Annotated in this window: 16 protein-coding genes and 1 tRNA gene; 8 read left to right on the forward strand and 9 right to left on the reverse strand. The window is 60.4% G+C overall.

Annotated elements, in window-relative coordinates; genetic code table 11:
- Window positions 1–39 precede the first annotated feature (39 nt).
- From HU748_RS14825 to HU748_RS14855, 8 genes are read left to right on the forward strand one after another with little or no spacing between them, the layout of a single operon-like run.
- Window positions 40–834 (forward strand): hypothetical protein, encoded by a 795-nt coding sequence (locus HU748_RS14825; protein WP_186720891.1) that lies wholly within the window; start codon window positions 40–42, stop codon window positions 832–834.
- Window positions 831–1,049, forward strand: coding sequence for a hypothetical protein (locus tag HU748_RS14830; protein ID WP_186720892.1), 219 nt, complete (start codon window positions 831–833; stop codon window positions 1,047–1,049). The genes HU748_RS14825 and HU748_RS14830 overlap by 4 nt, the downstream gene beginning before the upstream one ends.
- Window positions 1,046–1,300, forward strand: coding sequence for a hypothetical protein (locus HU748_RS14835; protein WP_186720893.1), 255 nt, complete (start codon window positions 1,046–1,048; stop codon window positions 1,298–1,300). Before HU748_RS14830 ends, HU748_RS14835 begins: the two co-directional genes overlap by 4 nt.
- On the forward strand, window positions 1,297–1,695 hold the full coding sequence (locus HU748_RS14840) for a DUF2591 domain-containing protein (RefSeq protein ID WP_186720895.1): 399 nt from the start codon (window positions 1,297–1,299) through the stop codon (window positions 1,693–1,695). Before HU748_RS14835 ends, HU748_RS14840 begins: the two co-directional genes overlap by 4 nt.
- A gap of 52 nt (window positions 1,696–1,747) precedes the next feature.
- Complete coding sequence (locus HU748_RS14845) at window positions 1,748–2,155, forward strand: hypothetical protein (RefSeq protein WP_186720897.1); 408 nt, start codon at window positions 1,748–1,750, stop codon at window positions 2,153–2,155.
- Window positions 2,156–2,213: 58 nt separating this feature from the next.
- Window positions 2,214–2,765, forward strand: a complete 552-nt coding sequence (locus tag HU748_RS14850) for a hypothetical protein (protein ID WP_186720899.1) — start codon at window positions 2,214–2,216, stop codon at window positions 2,763–2,765.
- Window positions 2,766–2,803: 38 nt separating this feature from the next.
- Window positions 2,804–3,208 carry a hypothetical protein gene (locus HU748_RS26730; RefSeq protein WP_346655472.1) on the forward strand — a complete coding sequence of 135 codons (405 nt, stop codon included), beginning with the start codon at window positions 2,804–2,806 and terminating at the stop codon, window positions 3,206–3,208.
- Window positions 3,094–4,257: a tyrosine-type recombinase/integrase gene (locus HU748_RS14855; protein ID WP_346655474.1), complete on the forward strand. Its 1,164-nt coding sequence runs from the start codon at window positions 3,094–3,096 to the stop codon at window positions 4,255–4,257. Before HU748_RS26730 ends, HU748_RS14855 begins: the two co-directional genes overlap by 115 nt.
- 79 nt (window positions 4,258–4,336) lie before the next feature.
- On the opposite strand, the gene HU748_RS14860 is transcribed toward HU748_RS14855, so the two are convergent.
- The 9 genes from HU748_RS14860 to thrS form a co-directional block, all read right to left on the reverse strand.
- A tRNA-Pro gene (locus HU748_RS14860) sits at window positions 4,337–4,413 on the reverse strand.
- Between the two features lie 99 nt (window positions 4,414–4,512).
- Window positions 4,513–4,869 (reverse strand): MerR family transcriptional regulator, encoded by a 357-nt coding sequence (locus tag HU748_RS14865; protein WP_054892048.1) that lies wholly within the window; start codon window positions 4,867–4,869, stop codon window positions 4,513–4,515.
- Window positions 4,850–5,152, reverse strand: coding sequence for an integration host factor subunit alpha (ihfA, locus tag HU748_RS14870; protein WP_003250679.1), 303 nt, complete (start codon window positions 5,150–5,152; stop codon window positions 4,850–4,852). Before ihfA ends, HU748_RS14865 begins: the two co-directional genes overlap by 20 nt.
- 4 nt (window positions 5,153–5,156) lie before the next feature.
- Window positions 5,157–7,538, reverse strand: coding sequence for a phenylalanine--tRNA ligase subunit beta (gene pheT / locus HU748_RS14875; protein WP_186720902.1), 2,382 nt, complete (start codon window positions 7,536–7,538; stop codon window positions 5,157–5,159).
- A 33-nt stretch (window positions 7,539–7,571) separates the two neighbouring features.
- Window positions 7,572–8,588: a phenylalanine--tRNA ligase subunit alpha gene (gene pheS, locus HU748_RS14880; protein ID WP_054892050.1), complete on the reverse strand. Its 1,017-nt coding sequence runs from the start codon at window positions 8,586–8,588 to the stop codon at window positions 7,572–7,574.
- A gap of 110 nt (window positions 8,589–8,698) precedes the next feature.
- Complete coding sequence (rplT, locus tag HU748_RS14885; RefSeq protein ID WP_003250671.1) at window positions 8,699–9,055, reverse strand: 50S ribosomal protein L20; 357 nt, start codon at window positions 9,053–9,055, stop codon at window positions 8,699–8,701.
- A gap of 28 nt (window positions 9,056–9,083) precedes the next feature.
- Window positions 9,084–9,278, reverse strand: a complete 195-nt coding sequence (gene rpmI / locus HU748_RS14890; protein WP_003250667.1) for a 50S ribosomal protein L35 — start codon at window positions 9,276–9,278, stop codon at window positions 9,084–9,086.
- A gap of 61 nt (window positions 9,279–9,339) precedes the next feature.
- On the reverse strand, window positions 9,340–9,891 hold the full coding sequence (infC, locus tag HU748_RS14895; RefSeq protein ID WP_172964767.1) for a translation initiation factor IF-3: 552 nt from the start codon (window positions 9,889–9,891) through the stop codon (window positions 9,340–9,342).
- Entirely contained in the window at window positions 9,891–11,813 is a 1,923-nt protein-coding gene (gene thrS / locus HU748_RS14900; protein WP_186720904.1) for a threonine--tRNA ligase, read from the reverse strand. The genes infC and thrS overlap by 1 nt, the downstream gene beginning before the upstream one ends.
- Between the last annotated feature and the right edge of the window lie 188 nt (window positions 11,814–12,001).

The raw sequence follows: 12,001 nt of genomic DNA on the forward strand, positions 1-12,001 counted from the left end.
CTCTATTCACTGCCGCGATATGGCGGCCAAGGAATCGACATGCTCGAAAGGACACCGATCAAGACGGAGGCCGAACTGTGCGCGGCCTTCATCCAGTCGATGAACAAGCAGGCCGATTGGACCTGCTACCCCGAAGCTGCGGGCTTCGACATCCTGGCCGTGCACACCAGCGGTCGACAGATCGGCGTCGAGGCGAAGATGAGCCTGAACGCCAAGGTGGCCGATCAGATCCTGCCGAAGGACTACGAGAACTTTTACGGCAGGCCCGGCCCAGACCATCGCCTGGTGATCGTCGGCAAGGCCAGCGATGCCAGCCACGGAATCTGCCGCATGCTGGGTCTGCTCGGGGTTCCTGTTGTGCTCCCCCGCTGGATGTCTCGGGGCGGCGACAAGTCAGGATGGGAATTCGATGTGCGCTGCGTGGACAACCGGGACTGGATGTCTTTCTTCGTCAACGAAGAGTACCTGCACCTGTTCGACTGGAACCCGGCAGAGCGATTCCGGGTGCCAATGGCGGTTGGTGCACACCAGGCCGGCGTCCCATCCCCGGTCAGCCTCACACCCTGGAAGGAAGCGGCGCTGCGGGTGATCGCCTTGATGCGCTCGCAGGGCTACATCGCAGCAAAGCAGATCCAAGAGCTCGGCATCAGTCCGACCGCCTGGACGCGACCGAAGGGTATCGACCCTGGCTGGCTCGATCGCGGCTCAGTGCGTGGCACCTGGATCGAAACCACGAACATGCCGCCGTTCGACAAGCAACACCCCGAGGCGTACGCCATCGTCGTCGCCGAACTGGCCGCCAAGGCCGACCCACAACTGGAGCTCACTGCATGACCCGCCTCGCCCTCTGCCTGCTGCTGGCCACCCTGACCGGCTGCGAATTCGAGGTCTGCATCGACGCCTCAGGCAAGAACTGCAGCCAGGCCAGCGCCAGCATCTGCGAGTTCAGCGCTGACACTCGGCGCCAGCTCTCCCCGCACGAAACCCAACCCGAACCTACACCCGCTGCCGCCCCGGCGGCCTGGATTGATGAGAGGTATCAGCTGTGAGCAAGACGAAAGATCGACTGCGTGCCGCGCTATCCGCAATGAGCCGTACGGGCAAGCGCGACCTGGTGCTTCACCTGTTCATGATCGTCTTCTGCCTGATCGTGCTCGGAATCGCTCTACCCTTTATCTGGCTGCTCCAGTTCTTGCCGGATTGGGCCTGGTACCCGCTTGGGCTCGCTCTTCTGATCTGGCTGCTTCTCGGGGACACAATCGCCGCTGAGTATCGAGCGTATCGAGGTGATCAGCAATGACCGACCTGATCGAAGTGAAGACCTCAGCCCTACACGGCGAGGCGCTGGGATGGGCAGTCGGTATCGCTGAAGGCCTTGACCTGATCCTTGAGCCGCCTCAGTACGGAAACCCGTGGCGAGTGTTCGCTCGGTACCAAGGCCATGCGACCGAGCGCACCAAACGCTTCAACCCGTGGGAAGACTGGGCGCTGGGCGGACGACTGATCGAGGAGCGCATGGTCAGCCTGCATTGCCCGCAGAGCACTGACGACGTTTGGGTCGGATGGGTGATCACCAACAAGGGGGAGTTTTGCCAGGCCGGTGACAGTGCCCTGATCGCCGGCTGCCGCGCAATTGTCTCCGCCACGCTCGGAGATACCGTCCAGGCGCCCAAGGAGTTGATGCCATGTTCTTGATCCCAATCGCCGCGCCACTGCTCATGGCCTACCTGATCGCAAGGGGGCCGCGATGACCCGAGAAGTGACAGAGCTGGATTTCCGCAGACCCGAATTCCGTGATGCCAAGGTTGAGGATTACGAATTCCGCGAAGACGGTGCGCTGGTCAGGAAAGACCGCTGGCAGACGGGAATGTGGCGGGTTGCATCGCTCGTCGGTTCATCGCGAGGCGGATTTGAGATCGACGACGTTGTCGAGAGCGTCCGCAAGCTTGCAGGCAATTGGTCCCCACCAGACCCTGATGAAGAACCAGGGCTGGAGCGGATCGACATTCGCCTGTCCTGCGGCAGCGTTCTTGCCAACTGCGAGCGCACCGGCCCATTCGCCTACCACTGGCCTTTTGGAAACATCACCTTCACCAGCAAAGACTTCGGCGCCGACATCACCGAGTGGCAAGAGTCAGCTGCGCCGAAAGCCTGACCCCTCCCCCAACAACTCAACTCACGCCCGCCCCGCGCGGGCATGGAGAGCTATTGCCATGATCATCGATGACGTGATGACCGACAAAATCACACTTCACGGCCTGGGGTTCGTACAGGTCCAGTTGCAGGGCGACCAGCGCCTGCATGTGTGGCACCCCGAGCTGCCACGTCGCAGCTGCTTCGAACACTCGGCCATCCACGACCACCGGTTCAGTTTCATCTCTCGTGTACTGGTGGGCGAGCAGATCAACCATCGATACACGCCACGGGAAGACGATAACGGCGAGTTCGTGCTGTACCTGCACGAAGGAAAGCGACAGGCCGGCGGCGGCAGGCCGTGGACGCCGGATGGTCGCGCGCAGATGGACCTGCAAGGGGTAGATCTGATCTACGCGGGCGGGCAGTACATGACCCCAGGCTACGACTATCACCGCACCGAGCCCGGAGGCGACGGTCGCGTGGCCACCGTCATGAAGAAGCTCTGCGAAGGCCAGGCCGGCGCCCACTCCACCTGCCGTTACGGCGTCCAGCCGGACACGGACTTCGATCGCTACCAATGGCCCGCCGCCCGACTCTGGGAAGTCGTGCGTGAAGTGCTGCTGACCTGACCACCAACCTGCCGCCACCGGCGGCGTGGAGACCATCCATGGCAAACGCCAGCGCGGCACCAGCCGCACGCATTCAGCCGCGCATCATCCGCGCCGGCGAAGCCCCGCATTACCTCGGCATGTGCCGATCCGAATTCAACAAGACCGTCAGGCCGCATGTGAGCGAATTCCCCATAGGAGAGCGCGGTATCGGCTTTGACCGCGAAGAACTGGACGCATGGGTGAACGACTACATCCAGGCCATGGCAATTGCGAAAGAAGGCGCTCAGGGACGACAATCACCCGGCAGCGAGCGCCCATCAGGAGATAAGGGATGGCGCGAAAGACAATCACAGGCCTTTCCCAAAGGAACGGCATCTGGCACATCGACAAGAGGATCAACGGCGAAAGACTTTACGAAAGCACTGGAACTTGTGACCGGGCGGAAGCGGAAAAGTACCTGATCCACCGGCTGGAGCAGATCCGGCAGCGCAAGGTGTACGGCGTTCGGCAGGTGCGAACCTTTCGGGAGGCGGCAACCAGGTACTTGCTCGAGCACAAGGACCAGCCGTCCATAAAGCTGACCGCCCTATGCTTGCAACAGCTGGACCCATACCTGGGCGATTTGCCGCTGACGCACATAGACGACCAGGCGCTGGCCCCGTTCATTCGGGACCGGCAGACGGACGAAGACTTGCCGAATGGGAAGGTGCGGAAGGCAGTCAGCAACAGGACGGTGAACATCGCGATTGAACGAGTAATTCGCGTGCTGTCGCTGGCTTGCCGGAAGTGGCGGGATGAAGAGCGCAGGCCCTGGCTCGACAGCATTCCGCTGCTGGCCAAGCTGGAGGAGAAGAGAGCCAGTCGAAAGCCATACCCGATGTCCTGGGATGAGCAATCGATTCTCTTCGGGGAGTTGCCGGACCACCTGCAGCGTATGGCCCTGTTCAAGGTGAACACGGGCTGCCGCGAGCAGGAGGTCTGCAAACTGAGGTGGGATTGGGAGATCTCGGTACCCGAACTGGGCACCACTGTTTTTCTGATACCTGCCGACTTCGGTGGCCGGCAAGAGAACTCAGGCGTGAAGAACCGGGACGAGCGCCTGGTGGTGCTTAACAGCGTGGCAAAGTCGATCATCGACGGGCAGCGAGGGATTAGCCGGGAATGGGTGTTCCCCTACAACGGCACCGGAATGCACAGGATGAATGACTCGGCCTGGAAGAAAGCGAGGGTGCGCGCGGCAAAGCTCTGGCAGGAGCAAAATCTGAGGCCGGCACACCCTGGGTTCGCTTCCATTCGCGTACATGATCTCAAACATACTTTCGGCAGGCGCCTGAAAGCAGCTGGTGTAACAGAGGAAGATCGGAAGTCGCTACTTGGCCACAAGAACGGCAGCGTGACCAGCCACTATTCTGGCGCGGAGCTGGGACAGTTGATAGAGGCGGCAAACAAAGTTTCAGCGACGGACTCGCGTGGGCCGGTGCTGACGATTCTGAAGAGGAGGCAGGCGTAAAAACCTGAGAAGTCACGCAAAAGTCACGCAAAGGAAAAAGGCCACCCCTTGCGGAAATGGCCTAAGTCCTTGGGATTATTGGTCGGGACGGAGTGATTCGAACACTCGACCCCTTGCACCCCATGCAAGTGCGCTACCGGGCTGCGCTACGCCCCGACTCTATTCTCAATACCGCTGAGAACGGTAAGAAATCTAACCTAACCTTTTGAATAATGGAAGCTTTTTTTTAAAAAAATCCACTCATCGCCAAGCAGGTCACTTCTTCAACACCACCAGCACATCCTCCAACTCCGCAATCATCTGCCGAATCAGCTGCTTGTACTGGGTCGTGTCATCCTTGGCCTCATCACTGGACATGCGCAAGCGCGCACCGCCGATGGTGAAGCCCTGGTCATACAGCAAGGCGCGGATCTGGCGGATCATCAACACGTCTTGACGCTGATAATACCGTCGGTTTCCGCGGCGCTTGACCGGGTTGAGCTGCGGGAACTCTTGTTCCCAGTAACGCAGCACATGCGGTTTTACCGCACAGAGCTCGCTGACTTCACCAATGGTGAAGTAGCGTTTGCCCGGAATGGGGGGCAGCTCGTCGTTATGGCTTGGTTCCAGCATAGGCCTCAACCCGGGCTTTCAGTTTCTGCCCTGGACGAAAGGTGACGACGCGCCGCGCGGTGATCGGGATCTCTTCCCCTGTCTTGGGGTTGCGGCCCGGCCGCTGGCGTTTGTCGCGAAGGTCGAAGTTGCCGAATCCGGACAACTTGACCTGCTCGTTCTCCTCAAGCGCGTGACGAATCTCTTCGAAAAACAACTCGACCAGCTCCTTGGCCTCGCGCTTGTTAAGCCCCAGCTCCTCGTACAGCCTTTCGGCCATCTCAGCTTTCGTCAGAGCACCCATGCCGTTATTTCCTTAACGTGGTGTTCAACCTTTGTTCGAGCGAGGTGAGGATATTTTGCAGGGTGGTGTTCACCTCATCGTCGTTAAGAGTGCGCGATGGATGCTGCCAGGTCAAGCCGACCGCGAGGCTTTTTCTATCAGGATCAATACCTTTACCCTGGTAGACATCAAACAGCCTGAGGTCTGTGAGCCATTCCCCTGCATTGTCACGAATTACTTCAAGCACGGCGCTCGACGCCACGTCACGCCCTGCGATCAACGCCAGGTCACGACGGGTTTCAGGGAACTTGGACAGTTCGCTGAATTTCGGCAAGCGGCCTTCGACTACTTCACCCAGCACCAGCTCGAAGACGAACACCGGACGTTCCAGGCCGAGGGTCTTGGCCAGCTCCGGGTGGATAGCGCCCAGGTAACCCACTTCCTTGCCGTCGCGCTCGATGCGGGCTGTCTGGCCGGGGTGCAGGGCTGGGTGCTTGCCTGCGCTGAAGGTAAAGTCGGCAAGCGCGCCGGAGTAACCCAGCAGGGCCTCCACGTCGGCCTTGACGTCGAAGAAGTCGACACTGTCACGGCCGTTGGCCCAGCCTTCCGGCAGGCGGCTGCCAGTGATCACGCCGGCGATCATCGGTTGCTGCTTGAGGTCGCCCAACTGGCCGACGAAGCGCAGGCCGCTTTCGAACAGGCGTACGCGGTCTTGCTGGCGGTTGAGGTTGTGCTGCATCGCCTTGACCAGGCCCGGCCACAGCGAGGCACGCATGGCGGCCATGTCGCTGGAGATGGGGTTGGCAAGCAGCAGTGGCTCGACACCCGGGGTGAACAGCTCGAACAGCTTCGGATCGATGAAGCTGTAGGTGATCGCTTCCTGATAGCCACGGGCAACCAGCAGACGACGCAAGGTCGGCAGTTCGCCGCGCGATTCCGAACGAGCCTTGGGGGCCAGGCGGGCTTGCGGGTAGCGGACCGGCAGGTTGTTGTAGCCGTACAGACGCGCCAGCTCTTCGATCAGGTCGACTTCGAGGCTGATGTCGAAGCGGTGGCTCGGGATCTCGACAGTCCACACCCCTGCCCCATTGGCGCTGGTTTTCAGCTCCAGGGCGTTGAGCAGTTGTTCGACCTGGGCCGGGGCCATGTCCATGCCGAGCATCTGGCTGACGCGTTCTGCGCGCAGGGTGACCGGGGCAACCTTGGGCAGGTGCTGCTCACTCACGGCTTCGACGATCGGGCCGGCTTCGCCGCCGACGATCTCGAGCACCAGGGCGGTAGCGCGCTCCATGGCTTCGCGAGCCAGTTGCGAGTCGACGCCGCGCTCGTAGCGGTGCGAGGCATCGGTGTGCAGGCCATAGGAGCGGGCCTTGCCAGCGACCGATACTGGCTCGAAGAAGGCGCTTTCCAGGAACAGGTCGCGGGTCTTCTCGGTGTTGACGCCGCTGTGTTCGCCACCCATGACGCCGGCGATGGCCAGGGCGCGAGTATGGTCGGCGATGACCAGGGTGTCGCTCCGCAGGGCGACTTCCTGACCATCGAGCAGGACGAGCTTCTCACCCTCCTCGGCCATGCGCACGCGGATGCCGCCGTTGATTTCAGCGAGGTCGAAGGCGTGCATAGGCTGGCCGAGTTCGAGCATCACGTAGTTGGTGATGTCGACGGCAGCGTCGATGCTGCGCACGTCGCTACGACGCAGGCGTTCGACCATCCACAGCGGGGTCGGCTTGCTCAGGTCGACGTTGCGGATGACACGGCCCAGGTAACGCGGGCAAGCAGCGGGGGCGCTGATTTCAACCGGGCGTACTTCGTCGTGGGCAGGCGCGACGGCCGGAACCACCGGACGGCTGACCGGGACGTCGTACAGTGCGCTGACATCGCGCGCCAGGCCCGCCACCGACAGACAGTCGCCGCGGTTGGGGGTCAGGCCGATTTCGATGCTAGCGTCGTCCAGATTGAGGTACTGGCGAATGTCTTCACCCACCGGTGCGTCGACTGCCAGCTCCAGAAGACCGTCGTTCTCTTCGCTGATCTGCAGCTCGGCGGCCGAGCACAGCATGCCGAAGGACTCGACACCGCGCAGCTTGGCCTTCTTGATCTTGAAGTCGCCGGGCAGTTCGGCGCCGATCATGGCAAACGGAATCTTGATGCCGGGACGTGCGTTGGGGGCGCCACAGACAACCTGGAAGGTTTCCTGGCCATTGCTGACCTGGCAGACGCGCAGCTTGTCGGCATCCGGGTGCTGTTCGGTGGCGAGGATCTCGCCCACCACGATGCCACTGAACTGGCCAGCCGCCGGGGTGACGCTGTCGACTTCCAGGCCGGCCATGGACAGGCGGGCGACCAGTTCGTCACGGGAGACTTGCGGGTTTACCCAACCGCGCAGCCACTGTTCACTGAATTTCATGCTGTTCTCCTGAAGATTGCGTCGAGGTGTGGCCTAGCGGAATTGCGCCAGGAACCGCAGGTCGTTGTCGAAGAACAGACGCAAATCGTTGACGCCATAGCGCAGCATGGCCAGGCGCTCGACACCCATGCCAAAGGCGAAGCCGGAGAATTCTTCCGGGTCGATACCGGACATGCGCAGTACGTTCGGGTGGACCATGCCGCAGCCCATCACTTCCAGCCAACCGGTCTGCTTGCACACGCGGCAGCCTTTGCCGGAGCACATCACGCACTCCATATCGACTTCGGCGGACGGCTCGGTGAAGGGGAAGAACGAAGGGCGGAAACGCACTGCCAGCTCTTTTTCGAAGAACACCCGCAGGAACTCTTCGATGGTGCCCTTGAGGTCGGCGAAGTTGATGTCGCGATCGACCAGCAGGCCTTCGATCTGGTGGAACATCGGCGAGTGGGTGATATCCGAGTCGCAGCGGTATACGCGGCCGGGGCAGACAATGCGGATCGGCGGCTGGGTGCTTTCCATGGTCCGCACCTGAACGGGCGAAGTATGGGTGCGCAGCAGCATGTTGGCATTGAAGTAGAAGGTGTCGTGCATCGCCCGGGCCGGGTGGTGGCCTGGGATGTTGAGCGCTTCGAAGTTGTGGTAGTCGTCTTCGACCTCTGGGCCTTCGGCGATGCCGTAGCCGATGTGGGTGAAGAACTGCTCGATGCGCTCGAGGGTACGGGTGATCGGGTGCAGGCCACCGGTGGCCTGGCCACGGCCTGGCAGGGTGACATCAATGCATTCGGCAGCCAGGCGAGCGTTCAGCTCAGCCTCTTCGAAGGCGGCCTTGCGTGCGTTGAGCACGTCAGTGACGCGTTCCTTGGCGTCGTTGATCAGCGCACCGACCTTGGGGCGCTCTTCGGCTGGCAGGTTGCCCAGGGTCTTCATCACCTGGGTCAGCTCGCCCTTCTTGCCGAGAAATTGGACCCGGATCTGTTCCAGGGTATTGATGTCTTCAGCGCGCTCCACGGCCTCTAGGGCTTGGGAGACCAGCGCGTCCAGGTTTTCCATGTACAGACTCCAGATACGAAAATAGGGGAAGAGCTTTGAAGGCTCTTCCCCTATCGATGACGTTTTACACCCACCGGCACAGGGTGCCGGCGGATGATTGTCGCGGGTACTTAAGCCAGGACGGCTTTAGCTTTCTCGACAATCGCAGCAAACGCCGCTTTTTCGTTCACTGCCAGGTCGGCCAGAACCTTGCGGTCGATTTCGATCGACGCCTTTTTCAGGCCAGCAATCAGACGGCTGTAGGACAGACCGTTGGTGCGGGCACCGGCGTTGATACGAGCGATCCACAGAGCGCGGAACTGACGCTTCTTCTGGCGACGGTCACGGTAGGCGTATTGGCCTGCCTTGATGACCGCTTGCTTGGCAACGCGGAATACGCGCGAGCGTGCACCGTAGTAGCCTTTAGCCAGTTTCAGAATTTTCTTGTGACGCTTACGAGCGATGACGCCACGCTTTACACGAGCCATGAGTAACTTCCTCTATCTTTGACCGAAATTAACGTACGCGCAGCATGCGCTCGACTTTTGCCACGTCAGACGGGTGCAGCAGGCTGGCACCGCGCAGTTGACGCTTACGCTTGGTCGACATTTTGGTCAGGATGTGGCTCTTGAAAGCGTGCTTGTGCTTGAAGCCGGAAGCGGTTTTCAGGAAACGCTTCGCAGCACCGCTCTTGGTTTTCATTTTTGGCATGTTGGAACTCCGCATTCGATAAAATTACACAATAATCATCAGGCCTGCCGTGCCCGGGAGATTACTTCTTCTTTTTGGGAGCGATGACCATCATAAGCTGGCGTCCTTCCATCTTAGGATGCTGTTCGACGGTCCCGTATTCGACGAGGTCGGTTTCGACCCGCTTCAACAGTTCCATACCCAGCTCCTGGTGGGCCATCTCACGGCCGCGGAATCTCAGAGAGATCTTGGCCTTGTCCCCATCGGTAAGGAAACGTACCAGGTTGCGTAGTTTTACCTGGTAATCCCCTTCTTCCGTCCCTGGACGAAACTTGATTTCTTTAATCTGGATCTGCTTCTGGTTCTTCTTCGCTTCGTTGGCCTGCTTCTTCTTCTCGAAGAGGTGCTTGCCGTAGTCCATCACCTTGCAAACAGGCGGGACAGCGTCAGCGGAGATTTCCACCAGATCCAGCTTCGCTTCATCAGCGATACGAAGCGCTTCATCAATCGAGACGATGCCAATCTGCTCGCCATCAGCGCCAATTAACCGAACCTCGCGTGCCGAGATATTCTCGTTGATCGGTGCCTTAGGTGCAGTTCGTTTATCGTTTCTCATTTCACGCTTAATAGTCATTACTCCGATTCTTGGCGACCACGCCGGGAAACCGCATGCGACAAGAGCTCAGCGAATTGCGCGACAGGCATGGAGCCCAGGTCTGCGCCTTCGCGAGTACGCACAGCGACGGTTTGCGTTTCGACTTCGCGGTCCCCTATAACCAAAAGGTACGGGACCCTCAGCAACGTATGCTCGCGGATTTTAAAGCCGATCTTCTCATTTCTCAAGTCGGACTTGGCACGGAAACCGCTTCCATTCAGCGTTTTTTCCACTTCGAGGGCGAAATCGGCCTGCTTGTCGGTGATATTCATGATCACCGCCTGGGTCGGCGCCAGCCACGCAGGGAACACACCAGCGTAGTGCTCGATCAGCATGCCGATGAAGCGCTCGAAGGAGCCGAGAATGGCGCGGTGCAGCATCACAGGACGCTTACGGGCGTTATCTTCGGCGATATAGCTGGCATCCAGACGCTCCGGAAGGTTCGGATCGTACTGCAGGGTACCGCACTGCCAGTTACGGCCGAGGCAGTCGCGCAGGGTGAACTCGATCTTCGGACCATAGAAGGCGCCCTCGCCCGGCTGGTATTCCCAGGCCAGGCCGGATTCGTTCAGGGCGTCGGCCAGCGCGCCTTCGGCGCGGTCCCACAGCTCTTCGGAACCGACACGCTTGGCCGGACGAGTGGACAGCTTCATGGCGACGTCGGTGAAGCCGAAGTCCTTGTACACGTCCAGGGTCAGCTTGATGAAATCAGCCGCTTCCTTTTTTACCTGCTCTTCGGTGCAGAAGATGTGCGCGTCGTCCTGCACGAAGCCGCGCACACGCATGATGCCGTGCAGGGCGCCGGACGGCTCGTTGCGGTGGCAGGCGCCGAATTCGGCCAGGCGCAGCGGCAGGTCACGGTATGACTTCAGGCCCTGGTTGAACACTTGCACGTGGCATGGGCAGTTCATCGGTTTTACCGCGTAGTCGCGGTTTTCCGACGAGGTGGTGAACATGTTCTCGGCATAGTTGGACCAGTGGCCGGAACGCTCCCAGAGGATGCGGTCGACGACCTGCGGGGTCTTGATCTCCTGGTAGCCATTCTCGCGCTGGACCTGGCGCATGTACTGCTCGAGTACCTGGTAGACGGTCCAGCCGTTGGCGTGCCAGAACACCATGCCCGGGGCTTCTTCCTGCAGGTGGAAGAGATCGAGCTGCTTGCCGATCTTGCGATGGTCGCGCTTTTCGGCCTCTTCGATGCGCTGGATATAGGCCGCCAGCTGCTTCTTGTCAGCCCAGGCGGTGCCATACACGCGCTGCAGCTGTTCGTTCTTGGCGTCGCCGCGCCAGTAGGCGCCAGACAGCTTGGTCAGCTTGAACGCCTTGAGGAAGCGGGTATTCGGCACGTGCGGGCCACGGCACATGTCGACGTATTCTTCGTGATAGTACAGGCCCATGGCCTGCTCGTCCGGCATGTCTTCGACCAGACGCAGCTTGTAGTCTTCGCCACGGGTGCTGAACACATCGATGACTTCGGCACGCGGGGTCATCTTCTTGATGACGTCGTAGTCCTTGTCGATCAGCTGGTGCATACGCTGTTCGATGGCAGTGAGGTCCTCGGGGGTGAAAGGACGCTCGTAGGCGATGTCGTAATAGAAGCCTTCGTCGATCACCGGGCCGATCACCATCTTGGCGGTCGGGTACAGCTGCTTCACCGCGTGGCCGATCAGGTGGGCGCACGAGTGACGGATGATCTCCAGTCCCTCTTCATCTTTGGGGGTGATGATCTGCAGGGTGGCGTCGTGTTCGATCAGGTCGCAGGCATCGACCAATTTGCCGTCGACCTTGCCGGCCAAGGTGGCCTTTGCCAGGCCTGCACCAATGGATGCGGCAACTTCAGCTACGGTTACGGCCTTGTCGAACGAACGTTGACTGCCATCGGGAAGAGTAATGGTGGGCATGGCGCCTCCTCTCCTAGTGGTGACCCCTACCAAAGGTCACGTGGGTTGGGATGAGCCAGTACAAGATCCGACCTGCCTTTCCCGGGGGAAAGCCTGCCTCACAGCGGCAGAAGCCTTTCGGCCTGTCAGGGGCGAACCAGAGTGACTGGAAAGATAACTTGCGCGCTGGACGTGAGCAGCTGCAAGCC

This window comes from Pseudomonas sp. RW3S2 (assembly GCF_014268955.1).
Lineage (GTDB): Bacteria > Pseudomonadota > Gammaproteobacteria > Pseudomonadales > Pseudomonadaceae > Aquipseudomonas > Aquipseudomonas wayambapalatensis.

Coding starts and splice junctions, on each gene's coding strand:
- HU748_RS14825 (WP_186720891.1), top strand. CDS start 40: ATGCTCGAAAGGACACCGATCAAGACGGAGGCCGAACTGTGCGCGGCC.
- HU748_RS14830 (WP_186720892.1), top strand. CDS start 831: ATGACCCGCCTCGCCCTCTGCCTGCTGCTGGCCACCCTGACCGGCTGC.
- HU748_RS14840 (WP_186720895.1), top strand. CDS start 1,297: ATGACCGACCTGATCGAAGTGAAGACCTCAGCCCTACACGGCGAGGCG.
- HU748_RS14845 (WP_186720897.1), top strand. CDS start 1,748: ATGACCCGAGAAGTGACAGAGCTGGATTTCCGCAGACCCGAATTCCGT.
- HU748_RS14850 (WP_186720899.1), top strand. CDS start 2,214: ATGATCATCGATGACGTGATGACCGACAAAATCACACTTCACGGCCTG.
- HU748_RS26730 (WP_346655472.1), top strand. CDS start 2,804: ATGGCAAACGCCAGCGCGGCACCAGCCGCACGCATTCAGCCGCGCATC.
- HU748_RS14865 (WP_054892048.1), bottom strand. CDS start 4,869: ATGCTGGAACCAAGCCATAACGACGAGCTGCCCCCCATTCCGGGCAAA.
- ihfA (WP_003250679.1), bottom strand. CDS start 5,152: ATGGGTGCTCTGACGAAAGCTGAGATGGCCGAAAGGCTGTACGAGGAG.
- pheT (WP_186720902.1), bottom strand. CDS start 7,538: ATGAAATTCAGTGAACAGTGGCTGCGCGGTTGGGTAAACCCGCAAGTC.
- pheS (WP_054892050.1), bottom strand. CDS start 8,588: ATGGAAAACCTGGACGCGCTGGTCTCCCAAGCCCTAGAGGCCGTGGAG.
- rplT (WP_003250671.1), bottom strand. CDS start 9,055: ATGGCTCGTGTAAAGCGTGGCGTCATCGCTCGTAAGCGTCACAAGAAA.
- rpmI (WP_003250667.1), bottom strand. CDS start 9,278: ATGCCAAAAATGAAAACCAAGAGCGGTGCTGCGAAGCGTTTCCTGAAA.
- infC (WP_172964767.1), bottom strand. CDS start 9,891: ATGACTATTAAGCGTGAAATGAGAAACGATAAACGAACTGCACCTAAG.
- thrS (WP_186720904.1), bottom strand. CDS start 11,813: ATGCCCACCATTACTCTTCCCGATGGCAGTCAACGTTCGTTCGACAAG.